Below are 20734 nucleotides of genomic sequence, written 5' to 3' on the forward strand. Positions count from 1 at the left end.
CCAGCCATGATCCCCGGCGAAATGCTGATCGACGACGGCGAAATCGAACTCAACGCAGGCCGCGAAACCCTCACCGTGAAGGTGGCCAACACGGGCGACCGCCCTGTGCAGATCGGCTCGCACTTCCACTTCTACGAGGTCAACGCCGCACTCTCGTTCGACCGCGAAGCCGCGCGCGGCTTTCGTCTGAACATTGCCGCGGGCACGGCCGTGCGCTTCGAGCCAGGACAGGAGCGCACCGTGGAACTTGTGGCGCTTGCGGGAGAGCGCGCCGTGTACGGCTTCAACGGCCAGGTGATGGGTCCGCTCTGAGCGCGGACTGGCGTTTTCAGGCGATTTCATCAGGAATCCGACATGACATTGAAGATCGGCCGCCGCGCCTACGCGGAGATGTTCGGCCCCACCACCGGCGACCGCGTGCGCCTTGCCGATACCGAACTCATCATCGAGATCGAGCGCGACTACACCGTCTACGGCGACGAAGTAAAGTTCGGCGGCGGCAAGGTGATCCGCGACGGCATGGGCCAGTCGCAGCGCACGCACTCGGAAGTTGCGGACACCGTGGTCACGAACGCCGTGATCATCGATCACTGGGGCATCGTGAAGGCCGACATCGGCATCAAGGACGGCCGCGTCTGGAAGATCGGCAAGGCGGGCAACCCCGACGTGCAGCCGGGCGTGACGATTCCCATTGGAGCCGCGACCGAAGTGATCGCGGGCGAAGGCCAGATCGTCACGGCGGGCGGCATCGACACGCATATTCACTTCATCAGCCCGCAGCAGATCGACGAAGCGCTCGCCTCGGGCGTGACGACCATGCTGGGCGGCGGCACCGGCCCCGCCACCGGCACCAACGCCACCACCTGCACGCCGGGCCCGTGGCATATGGAGCGCATGCTCCAGGCCGCGGACGGCTGGCCGATCAATCTCGGCTTTCTCGGCAAGGGCAACGTGAGCCTGCCGAAACCCGCCGAAGAACAGATCGCCGCGGGCGCGATCGGCCTGAAGCTGCACGAGGACTGGGGCTCGACGCCCGCCGCCATCGACAACTGCCTGAGCGTGGCGGACGCAACGGACACGCAGGTGGCCATTCACACCGACACGCTCAACGAGTCGGGCTTCGTGGAAGCGACGGTGGCCGCCTTCAAGGGCCGCACGATCCACACGTACCACACGGAAGGCGCGGGCGGCGGCCACGCGCCCGACATCATCAAGGTGTGTGGTGAAGCGAACGTGCTGCCCTCCTCGACGAATCCCACGCGCCCGTACACGATCAACACGCTCGACGAGCATCTCGACATGCTGATGGTGTGCCATCACCTCGACCCGTCGATTGCCGAGGACATTGCATTCGCCGAGTCGCGCATCCGCCGCGAGACCATCGCCGCCGAGGACATCCTCCATGATCTTGGCGCACTGTCGATGCTCTCTTCGGATTCCCAGGCAATGGGCCGCGTGGGCGAGGTCATCATCCGCACGTGGCAGACCGCGCACAAGATGAAGGTGCAGCGCGGCGCACTGACCGGAGACAGCGCACGCCACGACAACTTCCGCGTGAAGCGCTATGTGGCGAAGTACACGATCAATCCTGCGCTCACGCATGGCATCGCGCACGAAGTGGGATCGCTCGAACCGGGTAAATGGGCCGACCTGGTGTTCTGGGAGCCGGCGTTCTTCGGCATCAAGCCTTCGCTGATCCTCAAGGGCGGCATGATCGCGCTCGCGCAGATGGGCGACCCGAACGCCTCGATTCCGACGCCCCAGCCCGTGCATTACCGCGAAATGTTCGCCACGCGCGGGCGGGCGCTCGCACAAACGTCGCTCACCTTCGTTTCGCAGCTCTCGCTCGACAAGCGCATGCCCGAGCGCTATGGCCTGCAAAAGCGGGTGGTGGCGGTACGCAACTGCCGCAGCGTGACGAAGGCCGACATGATTCACAATGCCTGGCAGCCCACGATCAGCGTCGATCCCGAAACGTACCAGGTCGTCGCCGACGGCCAGTTACTTACCTGCGAGCCCGCCACGGTGCTGCCGATGGCACAGCGCTATTTCCTGTTCTAAAGTTTAGCCATGCGCACGATCGACAAACGACTCAATGCGAAGCTCGCGCCCGTTCTGGTGAAGCGCGCGCCCACGCTCACGCTGCCCTACGACGCGCGCTGCAAGAGCCGCCTGGCGGCCACGCTCGACACGGGCGAGGAAGTGGGCGTGGTGCTGCCGCGCGGCACGGTGCTGCGCGACGGCGACCTGCTCGTGGCCGACGACGGCGGCCTCGTGCGCGTGATCGCGGCGCCCGAGAGCGTGTTGCGGGTACGCGCGCCCGACCGCCTCACGCTCACGCGCGCCGCGTATCACCTCGGCAATCGCCATACGCCGGTGGAAGTGGGCGCGGACGAACTCAGGCTCGAAGCGGACCCCGTGCTCGAAGACATGCTCAAGCGGCTGGGCGCGCAGGTGGAGCGCCTGGAACTGCCGTTCCAGCCGGAATCGGGCGCGTACAGTGGCCAAAGCGGCGGCGGTCATCGCCACGGCCACGACGCAACCTTCGCCGACGACTACGCGCTCGCGCAACGGGTGTACGAGGAGCACCATGGTCATGCGCATTCGCACGACCACGCGCACGCGCACGACCCTGCGCACGGTCATTCGCACGATCACGCGCATGGCGAAGATCACGCGCATGACCACGATTGCGGACACGATCACGGTCATTGCGACGGCCACGCGCACGACCACAGCCATGAACATCGCTGAGCTCACCGCCCTGCTGCATCTCGCGTCGCCGGCGCTGCCCATCGGCGCGTTCAGCTACTCGCAGGGGCTCGAAGCCGCAATCGATGCGCAACTCGTCACGAACGCCGACGACGCCGCGCACTGGATAGCGGGCGGCCTCGCGAACGTGCTCGCTAGCGGCGAGCTACCTTTCGTGGCGCACCAGATGGAACGCTGGCGCGCGCATGACGCACGCGCGCTGATCGTTGCGAACGAGGAATTCGTCGCTAGCCGCGAGTCGGCGGAACTTCGGCGCGAAACCGCGCAGATGGGCTGGTCGCTGCGCCAGCTCTGCGCGCAGCTCGAATGGGGCGACGCCGAACGGCGCGCCACGCTGGAGCGCATGACGCCCGTTGCGCAGCCCACGGCCTTCGCCTTCGCCGCGTGGGCGCACGCGGCCGTGCCAGACGCCGCGCTCGCCGCCTACGCGTTCAGCTGGATCGAGAACCAGACGGCCGCCGCGCTCAAGGCGGTGCCGCTCGGCCAGCTCGCGGGCCAGCGCATCATCGTCGCGCTGCGGCCCGCAATCGAACAAGCCGTGGCGCGCGCGCGCGCGACGCCGCCCGAGGCGCTCAACACCTTTGCGCCGCAGCTCGGCGTGCTTTCTGCGCGCCACGAATCGCAGTACTCGCGGCTTTTCCGCTCCTGAAACAGACACACGAACCATGAATTCGCACGCACCCAGCAAACGAACGAAGAAACTGCCGCCGCTGCGCGTCGGCGTGGGCGGACCGGTCGGCTCAGGCAAGACAACCTTGCTCGAAATGCTCTGCAAGGCCATGCGCGAACGCTACGACCTCGTCGCCATTACCAACGACATCTACACGAAGGAAGACCAGCGCCTCTTGACCGTCGCGGGCGCCCTGCCCGCCGAGCGCATCATGGGCGTGGAAACGGGCGGCTGCCCGCACACGGCGATCCGCGAAGACGCGTCGATCAACCTCGAAGCCGTCGACCAGATGCTCACGCGCTTTCCCGATGCCGACATCGTCTTCATCGAATCGGGCGGCGACAATCTCGCGGCCACCTTCAGCCCCGAGCTTTCGGACCTCACGATCTACGTGATCGACGTGGCGGGCGGCGAAAAGATCCCGCGCAAGGGCGGCCCCGGCATCACGAAGTCGGACCTGCTCGTCATCAACAAGACCGACCTCGCGCCACTCGTGGGCGCGAACCTCGACGTGATGGCCTCCGACGCTAAAAAGATGCGCGGCGAGCGGCCGTTCGTGATGTGCAATTTGAAGGCGCTCGAGGGACTTGGTGAGGTCGTCGCGTTCATCGAAAAGCGCGGCCTCCTCGTCACCGATAACGCTTGAACGCATCGACGTCACACCACCGGTCTTTCAGATTGACGGATCGATGTAGTCGGCGTTTTTCACGATCCAGTCCGGGTTCAGGTGTGATCTGTCCTCATAGAGGGCCGACCATTTTCCCGTCACGCGGATGCACGCTTCATCCACACACAGTCGTGCGTCGGGGTCGATGAGTGAAGCATGATCGCGCTCGGCAAGCGCGATCAGTTCCTTGCGAACGCTTTGTTGCAGGCCGTCGATTTTCACCCGTTGCTCAGCCTGGCGTGGGTCGAAACGCCCGATTCTCGACAAAAATACATGTGGGTCGAACGGGTCACCTATCGGATTGTCGAGGAGCACATAGACCTTCTTGTTCTGCGCCTGCAGTTCCCTGACTTCCCGATCGAGCTCGGCGAACGCTGCCGCTCTTCCTTCGGGCGTGGCCAGACTCAACTCCTTTTGACCGCTGGCCACGTAATAGCCCGCGGCGTTGAAGTAGTAACTCCAGTAACCGCCGATCACAACCGTCGTGATTCGACTATTCGCGGCCTTCGCCAGCGCCTCGCGCCGGACCGACCCGCACTCCGAATCGACCGGCAAATCATGATCGATAACGTGCGGAATGGGAGGGCAAGCCGCAGCAACAGCAAAGATGGCGCCGTTTTTTGAAGGGTCGCGCTCCTCATCCGCATAGACTCGTTCGGCATACTGGGCGACATGCGAATCCCCGAGAAATAGCGTCGTAGTCTTCCGGTCTTCGTGCAAGGCATAGATGCCGTCCCGAGCCTCGCCATCTGGACTTCTTAGCGCGAGGAAGTACCACCCGGTCCGCGTTGCGAGGTTGACAGCGTCGAAACGGGGACTGATGAGCGCGTCCTTGATCGCCACGCCGCTAACCATCATCAGCACGAGGCCGAGAACCAGCAGAAGCGCCGTTCGATTCGCAGAGCGATGCCAGCGAATCTTCCTCTCGACAAAGCGGTGTGTGAGCCAGGCGAGCAAGACTGATAGCAATACCACGGCAATCTTCGTGGGGTGACCATTGTCCGGCCAGACCAGATGTGCGAAAGACAACAACGGCCAATGCCAGAGATAAAGCGGGTAGCTAATCAGCCCGAAAGTCACGAAGGGGCGACTCGAGAGAATAGTGCGATTGATCCACGCGCCTGAACCCGCTGCGATGACGAGGAATGTGCCCATCGTCGGCAACAATGCCCAAAATCCTGGAAATGGCCGCTCATGGTTGATCAGCAAGAATCCAGACAGCAAGAGACTCACTCCCGTTGCACAGAGCAGGTTGCCATATCGGCCGACCAGATCCGGGCGACGCAAAGCGAAATAGGCGAGCGAGCCGCCAACCATGAGTTCCCAGAAGCGGGAAAGCGGCGAGTAGAAGGCCGCAACAGGATCGCGCCACGCAAGCCACACGCTAATGCCAAAGGACGCCGCCAGAATCACCCCATTGACGACCGGGAAGCGCCAGCGATGCGTCCACGCATAGCTCAATAGTAGGGGCCAGAATATGTAGTATTGCTCTTCAACCGCAAGGCTCCAGAGATGCAACAGCGGTTTGGCCTCGTGACCGCTATCGAAGTAACCGCTCTCGCTCCACAAGACAAAATTCTGGACGAAGGAAGTCCCGCCGACGATGTGCTTCCCAAGTTGCGGGTACTCGTCTCGCAGCAGCACGAGCCAACCGGCAACCGCGCAAAAGAACAGGACGAGAAGCAGCGCAGGGAAGATCCGTCGGATGCGCTTGGCGTAAAAATCAGCAATGCTGAATTTGTCGCGCTCGAGATTGGTGAGAATGATGGTGGTAATGAGGTATCCGGATATGACAAAAAAAACATCGACGCCGATAAATCCGCCTGCCATCCGGCTTGGGAACGCATGAAACAGAATCACTGCCATCACCGCGATGGCGCGCAGGCCGTCGACGTGGGGGCGATATTCATGCGTCGCTACGCTGCGGGTCGCGGCTCGATCCGGCGGACTATCGAGGATTTCCGTCGCGGACGGAACCGGCAGCACTTGCGGGGTAATCGTCGGTGACATGAACGAGCCTACGGTGACTGCATATCGGTGAAGCGGAGGGGAGCGACACCGATAATCAGCAATGCGTTCCTTACGCAGCCGTGGCTCGAACGCAAGTTAGCCACGTGAACCCAGTACACCCGCGCTCTGGCTTGAGCGTATGTGCGCATACGTACGCATCGCTGCGCGCGAAGGCACGCAATGACCCAACCCTTTCATGCGTCTATATGCCACCCTTCATGCGTCTATACGTTGCCCTTCACGTAGCCGCGCTCTCCCCTTTCAAAAAGCGGACTTTCAAATAACAAACAAAGTGTTTCAACGCGAAGACGAAGGCTTTTTACGCCGTGATTCACGTGCCGAACCGTGGCTTTCTTGAAGGGAATTCAGTCGCATTTAGCTTGTGAGCGATGAGTCTGCGCGGCGAAGGCCGCCTTTCTATCGGTGTTGCCGACAGTTGTCTCACTACATTTCCAGTGGACGTTTCTTTCCCGGTTCGCATGCTTTGCTCTGATGCTCACATTCGCCTTGCCATCTATCAATCGCATGAAAATATAATTAGCTATCCTATTTATTTTTCTGCGGATATGTTTGAGATCACGAACCTGTTGCGTCAAGAAATACGCCGAAAGCATATCGAATCGACTTCGTGCGGCGCGCACGGTGGACATTGTGAGGCTCACGCTGGGCGACTTTCGCATGCCCTACCGCGCGCGAATTCATACATCGCAGACGAGAGCCTGCACAACATCCACCGTGCGCGTGCGCGTGCGCGCCGCGGTGGCGCGAGGTGAATGCCGCCGCAGCCGCGCCGATGGCGACACGCTGTGGTTTTTCGTCGAAGAGTTCGTGCAAGGCGCATGCGAGATCGACGGGTTCTTGCACCTGCAGGGCCGCGCCAGCGGCCGGGGCGCCGGCAGTAGCCTGCTTGAAGTTGAAGACATGCGGCCCGATCAGCATCGGCACGCCCACGGCGCACGCTTCGATCAGTTTCTCCCCGCCGAGTGGCAATAGGCTGCCGCCAATGAATGCAAGGTCAGCGATGGCGGAGTAAGCGCCCATCTCTCTCATCGAGTCGCCGAGCAGGACGCTTAAGTCCTGAGGGGGCAACCGCACACCCGCATGCGCCGAGGCCACCGCAGCCAAGCGGATCGTCTGCACGCACAATGATATGGCACTTATTTATTGAGAGACGGACGGCGGCTCGCACAGGCGTTCGTGCGGCACCTGATGATGGCCTGACGATGGCGTTGCTGGACGGCGAGTACATCAGACACACGGTGGCATAATAGTCTTTCGGTCAAAGGATTAGGGATGTTGCGGGCAGGCTCATGCAGAGTGAAAAAAGGAAAGTCGAACCGGTCCATGGTTTTATAGATAGAAGCCTACGCGTTCCTCATCCAGGAATTATTCAGGATGCGGTCGAGAATCTCTCTTTTTACAAGAAGATTTCGCTTCTGAAAAAGCAGTTGCATAAATGGTCGATACTTTCATTTAACCGGCAACTCAGTCTGTATACAGAAGCCGCGGACTTGCATGATGGCGCCCGGATTTTACTGGCGTACAGCGGCGTCAACAACATCGGCGACGCGTTAATGGATCTTTCCGGGCGGGCGTTAATTGGCAGAACCCCGTACAAGCTGGATGTTGTGCTCGATCCGTCTCTGGCCGAGCTCTTTCGGCATGACCGGTACCTATCGAAAATCTACACGGATTATCGTGAAGTCGATTTCGGCGAATACGATTTCGTCATACTGAACAAGCTCGGAATTCGTGTAATAAAAGAGAAAATCAGGCATGCGAGCCAATCCAGATTTACCAGCCTGATCGGATGGTATGCAGGGCGTAATTTCAATCACATACAGTTCAGCTACTACGCTTTCAACAAGATCCTGAAATGCGGGATCGCCGATATGGACCTGTATAAAAATGCCCGACTCGTTCTCGACGCTCCCAAGGGCGATGACTTTCCATCGGAAGGCTATGCCGGGAGAGTCGCCATTTCTGTCGGCGGCAGGGAATCCGACCGCATCTACAGTAAGTGGGCAGACGTTCTAGCAAGGCTTGACGACGACGAAGGGTTGTCGCGTTACGAGTTTGTCCTAGTCGGATCGGAGAATGGACTCAAGCAAGCTAACGATCTGATCGGCATGAAACTCAGGAATCTGAAGCTCACCTCATTGGTTGGCAAATTGAAGATTCATGAATGCTTTTCCCTGATAAGGCAGAGCAGGCTATTTGTAGGGGCGGACGGCGGGCTTCTGCATATTGCGCACGCGGGCGGCGTGCCGACCATCGCCTTGTTTAGCAATGACATTGACCCAAGAACCCGCTACGTCGAGAATGATTTTTTCAAATGTTCTCCACTGACGGGGGCGAGTGATGTCACGAGCATTGAGCCAAATGATGTGGTGAATGTCATGAAAGATATTCTGCTTGGGTGAATTGTGCGATTTGCAGACATCGTTTCACCTTCATGACGGCCGTTTCTTTGGCACGCCGATGATGTCCGCCGCGGATTTTGTCGAGCCGCCAATTGCGGTGCCGAATTCGCTCTTTGCGCTCGTCGTTCGCCCTTTCCACGTCCTCCACGAGAGGTAGGGTTTTCGCCCAGTTCCGCAATGAGACCGACAGGAGTCTCATCACCGTGCAAACCGTGTGGCCGAAGTCAGTCGTGGTCCGACCGCCACTCTTCAATTCGCAGGCCGATCGCCTGCTGTGTCCGAGCATGGTGTCATTCAAACTCGTTCGGGACGGGAAGCGGTGAACGTACAACAGTGCCATTGAGGTGCGGCGAGCGCAGTGGAATTGAGCGGGCTACGCGCTACCGCACGCAAAGTCATACATCTGAGACGAGCGCCTGCACGACATCCACCGTGCGCGCCGTCGCACCGCGGTGACGCGAGGCAAATGCGGCGGCAGCCGCGCCCATGGCGACCCGGCGCGGCTTGTCGTTGAAGAGTTCGCACAAGGCGCGCGCGAGATCGGTGGGGTCCTGAACCTGCAGGGCGGCGCCCGCGGCCGTGGCGTCGGCGGTCGCCTGCGTGAAGTTGAATACGTGCGGCCCGATCAGCACCGGCACGCCCACGGCGCATGCTTCGATCAGGTTCTGCCCGCCGAGCGGCAAGAGACTGCCGCCGATGAACGCGAGATCGGCGGCAGCGTAGTAAGCGCCCATCTCCCCCATCGAATCCCCGAGCAAAACGCTCACGTCCTGCGGCAACACGCGCACGCCCGCGTGCACGGACGCCGCGGCAGCCGCAGCCGGCGCCCAGCGCGAGCGCCGCTCGAGCTTGAAGTTCTTGCGCTCCACGAGCGCGGCCACCTCGTCGAAACGCTGCGGATGGCGCGGCACGAGGATCAGCAGCGCGTCTGGGACATTGAGTGACGCGAAGGCCTGCAGTACGAGTTCCTCTTCGCCTTCGCGCGTGCTCGCTGCCACCCACACCGGGCGCTCGCCGATCGCGCGGCGCCACTCGCGGCCGCGCGCAATCAGCGCCGGCGGGCTCGCCATGTCGAACTTGAGGTTGCCGAGCACCGCCACGCTGCGCGCGCCGAGCGCGGTGAGGCGCTCCGCGTCGGAGGGACTTTGCGCCAGCACGCGTGCAAAGCCGCCGAACACCTCGCGTGCGCCCGCGCCGAACTTCGCCGCCCGCTTGAACGAGCGCGCCGACATGCGCGCGTTGGTGAGCACGAGCGGCACGTCGGCGTGCTTGCACTCGTCGATGAGCGTAGGCCAGACCTCGGTTTCCATCACGAGACCGAGCGACGGCCGCCATGCGTGCAGGAAGCGCCGCACCGCGTGCGGCATGTCGTACGGCAGGTAGCAGCGCAGCACGCGATTGCCGAAAAGCTGCTCACCCGTGGCACGGCCGCCCGGCGTCATGTGCGTGAGCAGGATGCGCGCGTCGGGGCGCGCCGCCAGCAGCGCGTCGACGAGCGGCTGCGCCGCGCGGGTCTCGCCCACCGAGACGGCATGCACCCAGATGAGCGGCGCGTCGTCCTCGGGCAGGCGCCCTGTGCAATAGCCGAAACGCTCGCCGATATGCTCGCGATAGCCGCGCTCGCGGCGCGAGCGAATGAACAGCCGCAGCACCGCGAGCGGTGCAATGAGCCACCAGGCCGCGCGATAGATCACTCTCAGCATCGGGCCTCCGCGTCGGCCAGGGTCAGGCGAAACGCCGCGGCCGCGCGGCTGGATGCGTGTATCGGCAGGCTCATCGCGCGTGGATTCAAACCAGTTCCTTGCCCTTCAGGCGTTCGAGAATGCCGAGCGGCGCCCATTCGGGATGCACCATCTCCTTCACCGGCAGGAAAAAGGTCTGCTCCATCATGAACTGACCGGACATCACGGCATGCGACGTGTGATCGGAGAAGCACACCCACACGCTGCCCGGCGGAAAGCCGATGGTCTCCTGCGGGCTCGACTTCTGATAGCCGAGATCGGCCTTCATGCCGTCGTGGAGGTTGAGCATCAGATGGTCGTACTCGCTGCGCGGCGATTTCGTGATGTGCAGCAGGTTCTGCAGCCACGCCGAGCCCGGAAACTGCGGCTTGATGTTGGGCAGGAAGCGCCTGGCCATGTCCTCGAACGGCTCGCCCACGCGCCACACGCGCGGCACGCCGTTCGGATTGACGTTGGTGAACACCCGCAGGATGCGCTCGCCGTAGTTCGGGCGCGACGGAAACGCATCCACGTGCAGACGCGAATCGTCCTTGCGCCACGAGGTCTCGCGCGTTTCCACCTGATGCAGGCGCAGGCTCGTGGGCGCGACACGCAGCTTGCCGGTGTACTCGGGAAAGAGGCCGTCCACCAGCGTGCGCGCGCAGGTCTGGTAACGCGCGATCAACGCGCGCACGGCCGACTGCGTGACGGTGTCGCCGAGCACGCCGTGCAGCGCGCCGCCGTTCGGGTCGAGGCTGATGTTCTTGCGCTTGGGGTCGGCGATCGCGGGGTCGAGCAGCGCGCGCTCGCCGCCTTCGATCGCAAAGGCCAGGTTCGGAAAATACAGCACCTTGCCCTGCTCGACGGCGTCGAGCAGCGTCTCGCGCGGTTGCGAGAGCTGCTGGCCCTGCCAGTCGGCGGAAGTGATTTCGATGATCTGGGATTCGTTCATGGTCGCCCCTGGAAGCGATGGATCTGATTGCCTGGCGGTGTGGCGCGCTGCGAGCGTGGCGTGCCTTGTTGCCCGCCCTGTTGCCCGCTTTATTGCCGTCATGCGCGGCCCTTGCCGGCCAGGCCCTGGCGCTCGCTTGTGCACATTTGTGGACCCTCGCGCGCGCCGATTCTTATACCCGCAGCCTCCACGGTTCGCCTTGACGCGCCGCAGCCCGTCCAGCGCCCGCGCCGCGGCGGCGCGCCGCTACAGCAGCCCGAAGCCCGCCAGCGCGCCCTTCACCTGCGCGAGCGTCGGCGGCTGGCCTGCCGTGCCCAGATTGACGACGTTCGGCGACCAGTAGCCGCCCGTGCGCCAGGCAGTCGCGAAATTGTACAACTCGACGGTCGGGCGCTTCAGCGCCGCCGCGATATGCACGAGACCCGTGTCCACGCCCACCGTGGCCGCCGCGCCGTCGATGAGGCCCACCACGGCAGGCAGCGAGAGCCTGGGCGGCACGATCGCCGCTTCGCCGAATTCGCGCGCGAGGCGCTCGCTCGTGGCGCGCTCGGCCTCACTGCCCCAGGGCAGCACGAGCGACGCGCCGCGCCGCACGAGCGCCTGGCCCAGCTCGATCCAGTGCTGGTCGGGCCACTGCTTGTCGGCGCGCGACGTGGCGTGCACGAACACCACATAGGGCACCGGCAGGTTCAGCCCGACGCCTGCGAGCGCCTGCGCGGCGCGATAGGTGTCGAGGCCGAACTCAATGTCGTCGGTGGGCGACGGCGGCGCGAGATCGAGCGCGCCCGCAACCAGTTTGCGCGTGCGCTCGACCACGTGGGTGCGCGGCTCGATGCGGATCGAGCGGTCGTAGAAGAAGCGCACGGGCCATTCGTAGCCCGCACCATCGGTGCGATTGCCGAGGCCGACGAGCGGCCCGCGCGCCCAGCTTGCGACCCAGGCGGTCTTGATGAGCCCCTGGCAGTCGATCACGAGGTCGTACTTTTCGGCTGCGAGCGCGCGCCGGAACGCGCCGATCTCGCGCCAGTTGGCGCCCGAGAGGAGGCCCTTGCGCCAGCGGCGCAGCGAAAACGGAATCGCGCGGCGCACGCCCTCCACGAGCTCGACGAGCGACTGGAAGCTCTCTTCGACGAGCCAGTCGATCTGCGCGTCGGGGTACCGTCGCCGGATATCGGCAATGGCGGGCATGTTGTGGACGACGTCGCCAAGCGACGACACGCGCACGATGAGGATCTTTTGCACGCTCAAGGCTCTTGGGCCGGACAGATTAAAAAGGTGGGCAATTTTAGCGCGCCGCACGCAAATGCAAAGAAAAACCGGGGAAATGCGCGGAAAGGAATGCAAACGGCGCCGCGCCGTGACTGGCGGGGCGCCGTTGGGCGCGTCATGTGGCCGCAAGGAGTCGCAAGGGGCGTGGTGGCCCCCGGGCCTTAGAACGGCAGCTTCGCGTCCGGCTTCTCGGCGAGAATCACGCGCTTGAAATCGGCCTGGATGCGCGCGAGCGCGGCATCGTTGTCGGCCTCGAAGCGCATCACGACCACGGGCGTGGTGTTCGACGAACGGGCGAGACCAAAGCCGTCCGGATATTCCACGCGCAGGCCGTCGATGGTGATGACCTCGTCCTCACCCGTGAACTTCGCGTTCTTCTGCAGCTTCGCGATCAGCTCGAAGTTCTCGCCTTCCTCGAGCTTCAGTTGCAGCTCGGGCGTGGCGTGCGAGTTCGGCAGGTCGTTGAGCAGCTTGCTCGGGTCGGCCACGCGCGAGAGGATTTCGAGCAGACGCGCGCCCGTGTACAGGCCGTCGTCGAAGCCGTACCAGCGGTCCTTGAAGAACACGTGGCCGCTCATCTCACCCGCGAGCGGCGCGCCGGTTTCGCGCAGCTTCGCCTTCACGAGCGAGTGGCCCGTCTTCCACATGAGCGGCTCGCCGCCCTTTTCCTTCACCCACTTCGCGAGATTGCGCGTGCACTTCACGTCGTAGATGATCTGCTTGCCCGGATTGCGCGAGAGCACTTCCTCGGCGAACAGCATGAGCTGGCGATCGGGGTAGATGATCTCGCCGTCCTTGGTGACGACGCCCAGGCGGTCGCCGTCGCCGTCGAACGCGAAGCCGATCTCCGCATCCGTTTCCTTGAGCGCCCGGATCACGTCCTGCAGGTTCTCGGGGTGCGCCGGGTCCGGATGGTGGTTCGGGAAGGTGCCGTCTACTTCCGTGAAAAGCTCGACCAGCTCGCAGCCCATCGCCTTGAACAGGCGCGGCGCCAGGTCGCCAGCCACGCCGTTGCCGGTGTCGACCACGATCTTTAGCGGACGCGCAAGCTTCACGTCGCTCAAGATGCGATCGACATAGGCGTCGGCGATGTCGTACTTCGTGTAGCTGCCCTCGCCCGCGTCGAAACGGTCTGCAACGATGCGGTCGTACAGCGCGAGGATCTGGTCGCCGTAGATCGCCTTGCCGCGCAGGACCATCTTGAAGCCGTTGTAGTCGGGCGGATTGTGGCTGCCCGTCACGACGATGCAGGAGTCGACGCTACGCTCGCCGCCCACCAGCTTGAGCGGCACGCTCGCGGCGAAGTAGCCCACGGGCGTGGGCACCATGCCGACGTCGACCACGTCCACGCCGGCCTCGCACAGGCCGTCGGCCAGCGCACGCGAGAGATCGGGACCCGAGAGCCGGCCGTCGCGCGCGATCACCACGGCGTCGCCGCCCTGCGCACGCACTTCGCTGCCGAACGCGCGGCCAATGGCGCGCGCGGTGTCGGTGTCGAGCGTCTTTCCGATCACGCCGCGGATGTCATATGCCTTGAAAATCGATTTCGAAATCATCAGATTGCGCGAGAAACCCCGGATTCATGCCGGGGAGGGATAGCGCGGCGTGCGAAGCACGCCCATCACCCGCGTCTTCCTGTCGGAAGCTATCCTTGGGTTGAAGGTACGCATAGCCGTCACCACGCTGAATGAGCGTGCAGTGGCGATGGCTGATGCCCTGAACGACAGCGGTGGCTGTCTGGATGTTAAACGAGCCAGTCGCGCGAACCGCAACACGACCGGTATGGACGCCAGCTCTCTTGCCGTGCGGCACGTCAGCGCGCACGTGGTCGCCGGTCTGGAATCCCTGCACCTGCTTCTGCCGCATGAGATAGCCCCGGGGGAAGCCGTAGCGCGTAAGGCGCGTACGCTGGTAGCTGCCGCGCCCGGTCGCTGCAATCGTCAGCGACGGGCGCTGCCAGTCGCGGACCGCGTTGACGCAGCCTGCACACACGGCATCGAGGGCATGGGTTTTCGGAATACCGTGCGTGACACGGTTGAATTTCGTTCGCCCACCTGAGGCGAGTTCGAGCGGCAGGCCGGTGGCCCGCAGTGCATCGGCTAGCGCCCGGCGCGTCGCATTGACGGCTGCGGCGTCTTTCAACGGACGCGAGGCGGCGGCGAGGATGCGCGCGAGGCGCTTCGGATCCTTGACGTACTCCCGCACGTTGAGCGAGCCTTTCTCCTGGTTGCAGCCGCCACAGGCAAGCCCCAGATTGCCGATGCGGTTGCTGCCATTGCGCGCCCTGGCCGTGAGGTGCTCGACCTGCAGCGGGCGATCCGTGGCATCACAGTAGATGCAAGTACGGTTCCACTTCTCGAGAAGATACTCACGGACCTCGTAGCCCGCGAGCGTGCCCTGCTGATACCCGACGCCCGAGACTTCCGGATTCTCAAGCGCCTGCATGTCGAAGCGGATCAGTTCCGACGAGAGTGCTGCGACCGGCGCTAAGCGGCGGATGCGGTTCACCCACGCCATCGTGGTGTGCACGCGGTGCATCAGGCTCGGCGCCAGCCAGCCTTCGGGTTTGCTGCGGTTGAGAAAGCGCGGTGCACGGTAGCGCAGGTTGGTGCCTCGACGACGGCGACGAAACGCCCGCCGAGCTGTCAACGCCTCGCTGATCTGGCGGCCACGGTGGACCAGCTCGAAGAGGTTAAGCACGGCAATGCCGTCATCTGCCTCGCGCACGAGCGCAATGCCGGTGACCCTGCTACCGGGATCGAGCTTGACGCGCAGCGGCTGGAACGAGCAGGCGTCGGCCTTGCGGTCGGTGAGCCTGATCACGAAAGGCATGACGCGATGCACGCGCGCGCGGCCACGGGCGAGCAACAACCTCGCGCGCTTTTCGGTGCACGGCATCAGCGGTCTGCCCCTTCGATCCAGCACAAATACGGCCACGGCTGCTCCTGTAAAACTGTTGCCCTTACGGGCCTTGTGACGCATCCCTTGCGGGAAGTCTCCCCTCGACGATGTTGCGCAGCAGGTGCCAGCGAAAAAGCTGACGGGGACGATCCGTTTCGCGCTTACCCGGTCGCTTGTCTGCAACCGCCCCTTCCAGTGCGCCGGACTGGGTGAAGCATCCGGCGGTGGGTCTGCTGTCTTCTGCGCAACGTAGCGCCTTGCGGCGCTCGGTCTGGTCAACCCGAGCTTGATATATACCGCCTCAAGCTCCACCTTTCAGGGTGGGGTAGTTGACGTTGAGGCTCACGTCCTGATGGCAATTCGGGTCTATTCGTAACACAGACAGGCGACGGTAAGCCTCTGGCGTTACGAAAAGTGGGTTCCGTTACAACTATAATTGCCGTTTTTCGGCAGTGGTATGCACCCATTTTAATGCTTCGCCGTTTCCTTTTATTGCCAAAATATTCGTCAAAAATGGCGGAAAGATTGCGCGTGCCGCGTGCCTGTCCCTTTTTTAGCGCCTCCTGCCATGGCGATGCGCGATGCTGAGCCTCAAGCGCTTTGGCAACCCCGACGTCGCCCGTGCGTTTGCAAACATCGTGTGGCTCGGGCTCGAGCGCGTCACGCAGATCGCGGTGGCCATCGCCATCAGCGGCGTGCTCGCGCGCTATTTCGGTCCTGACGTATTCGGCAAGTGGCAGTACGCCAACACGCTCCTGCTCGTGCTCGCGCCGATTACGTGGGTGTGCGGCGCAGAGATTCTTGTGCCCACCATCGTCAACCGGCCGCCGGAGCAGCTCGGCACCGTGCTCGGGAGCGCGTTTGCGCTGCGCATTGGCGTGTCGGCGGCGGCGCTTCTCGTCACGTGGGCGGGCATTGCGCTCGGCGTAACCGATCCGATGGTCGGCGCCATGCTCGCCGGGCTTGCCGTGACGATGCTGTTTCGTGAGCCGTTCGTGGGCGTGATCAACGCGTGGCTGCAGAGCATGACCTACAGCAAGCCGCAATTGCTCGCGAGCATGACGACGGCCGTGATCAAGGCGCTGCTTGTGTTTCTGCTTGCGCGCGCGGCGTTCGCGCCCGCCACCTTCGGCTGGCTCTGGGCGCTCGAATCGGCGGCGATCGGCGCGGCGCTCGTGCTCTACTTCCGGCGCCACCACGGCGGCAAGCTCGGCTGGCACGTGGACCGCTCGCTTTTCAAGCATTTCGCGAGCGCGGGCACGGTGTTCTGGCTCGGGCTCATCTGCATGTACCTGTTCCTGAAGCTCGACCGCTTGATGCTCGAGCGCACGATCTCGTTCGCCGACCTCGGCCGCTACTCGGCCGCGCAGCAGCTCAACGAGAACTGGATCACGCTCGCCCTCATGCTCTCGCAGACGATAGCGCCCGCCTTCGTCTACCGCGTGCAGCAGACCACACAGCTGCGCCGCAACCTCGTGCACCTCTTCGCGATGACGGCCGTGCTGATGGTGGCCGGCGCGCTCGTGCTCGATGCCCTCGCGGGCTTCATCATCGGCCGTGTGTTCGGGCCGGACTACGAAGGCGCGATCGGCATCTTCCGCTGGGCCGTGTGGCTGTCGGTGCCGGCCGGACTCGAAGCTATAGGCAACCTCGTCGTGCTCAAATATCAGGCGAAATTCGTGCTACTCGCGAAATGGCTGCTCGCGCTCGCGGTGGCGTTCGCGGTGAATCTCGTGGCGATACCGCGGCTTGGTTCGTATGGCGCGCTGTGCGGCCTCGCGGCGGGCTATCTCGCGGCGGCCTGCGTGAACCTCTACTACATCCGCTTCAAGCTCGCTTCATGATGAATTCCGCCGCGCTTCCCATGCGCGATGCACGCGAGGGCGTGCTTGCCGACGTCGCCGTGCTCATGCCCGCGTACAACGGCCAGGACGACGTCGCGCGCACGCTCGCTTCGTTCGATGAGGACGCAACGATCTATGCCCTCGTCGTTGACGACGGGAGCACGCCAGCCATCGTCGCGCCCGAGGTGCCCGCCATGTGCGTGGAAGTCTTGCGCATGGCGAAGAACGGCGGCATCGAGCGCGCCTTGCAGGCGGGTATCGAGGCACTTGCGGCGCGCGGGTTTCGTTATGCGGCGCGTATCGATGCGGGCGATCTCGCTGCGCCTCAGCGCCTCGCGAAACAGCGCGCGCGCATGGAAGCAGAGCCGGCGCTCGCGGCGCTCGGCACGTGGACTCAGGTGGTCAATCGCGCGGGCGAGCCGCTTTTCATGCTGCGTCCAAGCAGCGATGCACGCGAGTTGCGCCGCACGCGCCTCTTGCGCTCGCCGCTCGTGCATCCCTCGGTGATGCTGCGCGTCGATGCGGTGCTCACCGTGGGCAACTATCGGGTGCAATATCCGGCCGCTGAGGACCTCGATCTGTTTCTGCGATTGATGGAGCGCTATGAGTGCGCGAATCTGCCCGAACTCGGGCTGTACTACGAACTGAATGAAGGCGGGATCAGCGCAACGAAGCGGCGGCGGCAGATCGTCTCGACGCTGCGCCTGCAGCTGCGTTATCTGAATGTGCTGAACTGGCGCGACTGGGCGGGCGTGGCGAAGAGCCTGCTTCACTTCGTGACGCCGTACCGCACCTTGCAGAAGATGAAGCGCGCGCTGTTTGCCCAAGGCACGTAGCGAGGGACCACAGCGGCAATTCTGCTGTTCGTTGTGGAATTGCGTCAGGGTGATGACCTCCACACGCACCCAACCCGTCCAGACCCGCGCCGGCAGCGAACAGAGCCCAATATGGCTCCCCGCGCATTTGAGCCGCGGACACGGCATGGGGAACGAGGCAAGAGCCTTTGCCCGCGGTTGCTGGGACGTGTCCTTGCCGCGCGCCGTAACACCAGGCGCGGCTCGCGTATGGCGCAAGCCGTAAGGTCTACCGGGCAACGGCCGTCAGCACGGTTCCGGAAACGAAACGATGACCGTATTGGCATCGGCAATGATGCACATCGCAAAGGAAGCGCTTGACTATCCTCATATGATTGAGATTTAATGTCGCTGCTTGTGCTCACCAGAGCATCGACCTTTAAACCGCTTTTTGCGGGTAAGGGCTCTTATCGCCCAAAATTCTTTTGAGACGTTGATCTAGCCTTACCAAGCTAGACCGAGGAATGCAATGTTCCGTTTCGGGGAGCCCGTCGAGTGATCGGTTTTTTCTCCGACGCAGGCGAATATCCTATGCATTCGTGCTACCCCCCGCATGCCGCTTTGTGACTGCTCGTGGCTTCCAAGTCGCCTCATCATTCTCGTCGTCACTTACGCCTGCTCGTTCAACAGCCTTGGTGTGAGCTAACGCGAAGCTTACCTCCCTTGATAAGTCGCTAACCGGCACCGACGGTCTATCCGCTGACGGTCCTGCGACACCTTTGAAAAGTCTCGCGCCGCAAGGCGCTAAGCAGATCTGACTTGCGCGCAAACGAAGGCTTTGCAGCCTTCCGGCCTGACTTTGGCCAGCGTAATGATGATCACCGACGATTCACTGATCGCTCATCCTTTCCTCGCCTTGCTGGAGCCAAGTGCTCCCGAAGCGTCGTGTGGCATTTTTGTGCGGGGTTGCGTTTTCCCGCCCGAACGCTGCACACGTTACTTGCCCAAATCGAAGGTGGCTACCCGAAGGCATGACTGAGCTCCTGGTGCAACCGGGATCAGCGGCGTGTCTCAATTGTCCGCTTGCCGACAATCGTGGTCCTTCTTCGCATCCTTGAAACGCTCGAGCTCATTGAACGTTCTGGTCTGCCACGCGCCGCTCTGGCGCACATCAACCCGTTCACACGCCCTCAAGCGCGATCCCGACGTGACTTGTTCACCCGAGATTCCGCCCCCATCGTGCTCGCCCTCACGCGAGCCGTCATCGCCCACGTGCTGCATGCACACAAATGCGGTTGGACATCGAATGCGTCGCCTTACAACGCGCGGTGTTCATACCGCCCCCCGGGCTCTCATTTCCAAGCGCAGACCTCTCCACCGGTTCTAACCGGGGACCCTCAGCTAAACCGCCTCTGCCCAATTTTTTTGCACTTCCGAATCACACAGCAGATCAACGTCGCACCCGCGTTGATCCCGCGCAATCACGTGTCCTCCTGGGACACGCCGCCATCGCGGCCGATGGCAACAGGGTGCCCTCATGCGCGTCGCCGCCCCGCGCATTAGGTTGAAGTACAGGCGGAGAAACCAGCCAGCCACAGGAAAGGAACCCTATGGGACGAAGATCAAGAGGCGTCAACCACGCCGCGCAGATGAGTCGGGACGCCGGAGGAAGCAAAGAGTCACAGAAGCACCGCCGCTTGCACTGGAGCGAGTTCTCGCGTTTCGCCGCGCGCATTGGTCACACGCTGGAAGCGGTGGACCAGGCGGAAGACTGGATGCTCGAATACTTCGTCTGGTTCCTCGTTGCCGGCGCGATGAAACCTGGCACCCTCGCGAACTATCGAGCGTCGCTCTCAGTGATTCAAGGTACGGCCGGCCAGGATGTGTCCCGCTCAACCCGCAGTCGAGACCTCCAGCTCGAGCGACGAGACCGGCATGGCAGGCATCGAGCTCGTACGCCCCAGGAATTCAGCGACCTGCTCGTCGCAGCGCAGGCGTTCGACAGCAGCGTCGTGCACGTGATTCGCCTGATGCGTTGGCTTGGACTTCGCATGCGCGAGGCACTCATGTGCGGCAAGTCACTAGAAACGTGGCGCGATCTAATCTTGCAGGGAGATCGGCGCCTGCCTGTCGAACGCGGAGCCAAGAACGGCCGCCCGCGCCGCACCGAAGTGCTGGCCGACCATATCGACGAGACGCTCGACGCAATCAACGCAGCGCTGGCGTTCTGCCGCGATCGCGACTTTGAGTTGGTGAGCGGCTGCCACGACGATCTTAAAAGCGCAAAGTCCCGCCTGAAATCGCGCTTTGAGCAATTGCCAATGCGTCGCGAACTCGCGAGCCACAGTCTGAGATTCACGTATGCAGTCGACTTCGCTAACGCCGCACTGGATCGCGGCGTATCACCTGTCGACGTACTGACCCAGGTCTCGGACCGCCTCGGTCACGGACCGTCGCGGGTGAGGATGATTCTCGAGGTCTACTGCTGGCAAATCCGCCATCGGTTCCCAGAAAAAATCCACTTGCCGAGCGACTTCGTTCCCCGCAAGCAAACGAAGGACGCCGCGTTGTCCGCGACGAGCCGCCCCGAGGATCGATCCGCGTCTCACGAGCCTGCCGACAGGCGGCGAAGGCCAGCGCGTGGACGCCGTTTTCAAACAAATCATGGAGGGAAAAGGCCCAGACAAAAATTCTTTTAATCTGCACTGCAA

The 20734-nt window shown here is 63.0% G+C and carries 15 protein-coding genes and 2 pseudogenes; 9 read left to right on the forward strand and 8 right to left on the reverse strand.

All coding sequences use genetic code 11. The features are described from left to right. Positions 1-6 precede the first annotated feature (6 nt). The 5 genes from A3CW_RS0139605 to ureG are packed head-to-tail and all read left to right on the forward strand — an operon-like array spanning position 7 to position 4088. Positions 7-312, forward strand: a complete 306-nt coding sequence (locus A3CW_RS0139605) for an urease subunit beta (protein ID WP_028208481.1) — start codon at positions 7-9, stop codon at positions 310-312. 42 nt (positions 313-354) lie between these two features. After that, the gene (ureC, locus tag A3CW_RS0139610; RefSeq protein WP_028208482.1) at positions 355-2061 is read left to right on the forward strand and encodes an urease subunit alpha; all 1707 of its coding nucleotides are present in this window, start codon (positions 355-357) and stop codon (positions 2059-2061) included. A gap of 9 nt (positions 2062-2070) precedes the next feature. Then, entirely contained in the window at positions 2071-2754 is a 684-nt protein-coding gene (gene ureE / locus A3CW_RS0139615) for an urease accessory protein UreE (RefSeq protein WP_028208483.1), read from the forward strand. Further along, positions 2741-3421 (forward strand): urease accessory protein UreF, encoded by a 681-nt coding sequence (locus A3CW_RS0139620; protein ID WP_028208484.1) that lies wholly within the window; start codon positions 2741-2743, stop codon positions 3419-3421. The genes ureE and A3CW_RS0139620 overlap by 14 nt, the downstream gene beginning before the upstream one ends. A 16-nt stretch (positions 3422-3437) precedes the next feature. Continuing rightward, positions 3438-4088, forward strand: a complete 651-nt coding sequence (gene ureG / locus A3CW_RS0139625; RefSeq protein ID WP_028208485.1) for an urease accessory protein UreG — start codon at positions 3438-3440, stop codon at positions 4086-4088. Positions 4089-4115: 27 nt separating this feature from the next. On the opposite strand, the gene A3CW_RS0139630 is transcribed toward ureG, so the two are convergent. Beyond that, positions 4116-6119 carry an acyltransferase family protein gene (locus A3CW_RS0139630; protein WP_081772026.1) on the reverse strand — a complete coding sequence of 668 codons (2004 nt, stop codon included), beginning with the start codon at positions 6117-6119 and terminating at the stop codon, positions 4116-4118. 698 nt (positions 6120-6817) lie between these two features. Beyond that, a pseudogene (locus A3CW_RS52805) lies at positions 6818-7196 on the reverse strand (3-deoxy-D-manno-octulosonic acid transferase); the annotation flags it as partial. 233 nt (positions 7197-7429) lie between these two features. On the opposite strand from A3CW_RS52805, the gene A3CW_RS0139640 reads away from it, so the two are divergent. Beyond that, positions 7430-8542: a glycosyltransferase family 9 protein gene (locus A3CW_RS0139640; protein ID WP_028208488.1), complete on the forward strand. Its 1113-nt coding sequence runs from the start codon at positions 7430-7432 to the stop codon at positions 8540-8542. Here A3CW_RS0139640 and A3CW_RS54105 read toward each other — a convergent pair. The 6 genes and pseudogenes from A3CW_RS54105 to iscB all read right to left on the reverse strand — a co-directional run. After that, positions 8517-8913 (reverse strand): annotated as a pseudogene (locus tag A3CW_RS54105) (hypothetical protein); the annotation flags it as partial. The gene A3CW_RS0139640 and the pseudogene A3CW_RS54105 sit on opposite strands and share 26 nt — an antisense overlap. A 24-nt stretch (positions 8914-8937) precedes the next feature. Then, a complete protein-coding gene (waaA, locus tag A3CW_RS0139650) occupies positions 8938-10245 on the reverse strand; it encodes a lipid IV(A) 3-deoxy-D-manno-octulosonic acid transferase (protein ID WP_028208489.1) in 1308 nt (435 codons plus the stop codon). Positions 10246-10330: 85 nt separating this feature from the next. Further along, a complete protein-coding gene (locus A3CW_RS0139655) occupies positions 10331-11215 on the reverse strand; it encodes a Kdo hydroxylase family protein (protein ID WP_028208490.1) in 885 nt (294 codons plus the stop codon). A 246-nt stretch (positions 11216-11461) separates the two neighbouring features. Next, entirely contained in the window at positions 11462-12463 is a 1002-nt protein-coding gene (gene waaC, locus A3CW_RS0139660; protein WP_028208491.1) for a lipopolysaccharide heptosyltransferase I, read from the reverse strand. Positions 12464-12645: 182 nt separating this feature from the next. Further along, positions 12646-14040, reverse strand: a complete 1395-nt coding sequence (locus A3CW_RS0139665; protein WP_028208492.1) for a phosphomannomutase/phosphoglucomutase — start codon at positions 14038-14040, stop codon at positions 12646-12648. Continuing rightward, positions 14009-15421, reverse strand: coding sequence for an RNA-guided endonuclease IscB (gene iscB / locus A3CW_RS0139670; RefSeq protein ID WP_081772027.1), 1413 nt, complete (start codon positions 15419-15421; stop codon positions 14009-14011). The genes A3CW_RS0139665 and iscB overlap by 32 nt, the downstream gene beginning before the upstream one ends. Before the next feature lie 545 nt (positions 15422-15966). Between iscB and A3CW_RS0139675 the strand changes: the two genes are divergently transcribed. The 3 genes from A3CW_RS0139675 to A3CW_RS0139690 all read left to right on the forward strand — a co-directional run bounded on the left by A3CW_RS0139675 (position 15967) and on the right by A3CW_RS0139690 (position 20722). After that, the gene (locus A3CW_RS0139675) at positions 15967-17229 is read left to right on the forward strand and encodes an oligosaccharide flippase family protein (protein ID WP_028208494.1); all 1263 of its coding nucleotides are present in this window, start codon (positions 15967-15969) and stop codon (positions 17227-17229) included. Then, positions 17229-18065 (forward strand): glycosyltransferase, encoded by an 837-nt coding sequence (locus tag A3CW_RS0139680; RefSeq protein WP_407669812.1) that lies wholly within the window; start codon positions 17229-17231, stop codon positions 18063-18065. Before A3CW_RS0139675 ends, A3CW_RS0139680 begins: the two co-directional genes overlap by 1 nt. Before the next feature lie 1568 nt (positions 18066-19633). After that, the gene (locus tag A3CW_RS0139690; protein ID WP_028208496.1) at positions 19634-20722 is read left to right on the forward strand and encodes an integrase domain-containing protein; all 1089 of its coding nucleotides are present in this window, start codon (positions 19634-19636) and stop codon (positions 20720-20722) included. Positions 20723-20734 lie beyond the last annotated feature (12 nt).

The organism is Paraburkholderia nodosa DSM 21604 (assembly GCF_000519185.1).
Classification (GTDB): domain Bacteria; phylum Pseudomonadota; class Gammaproteobacteria; order Burkholderiales; family Burkholderiaceae; genus Paraburkholderia; species Paraburkholderia nodosa.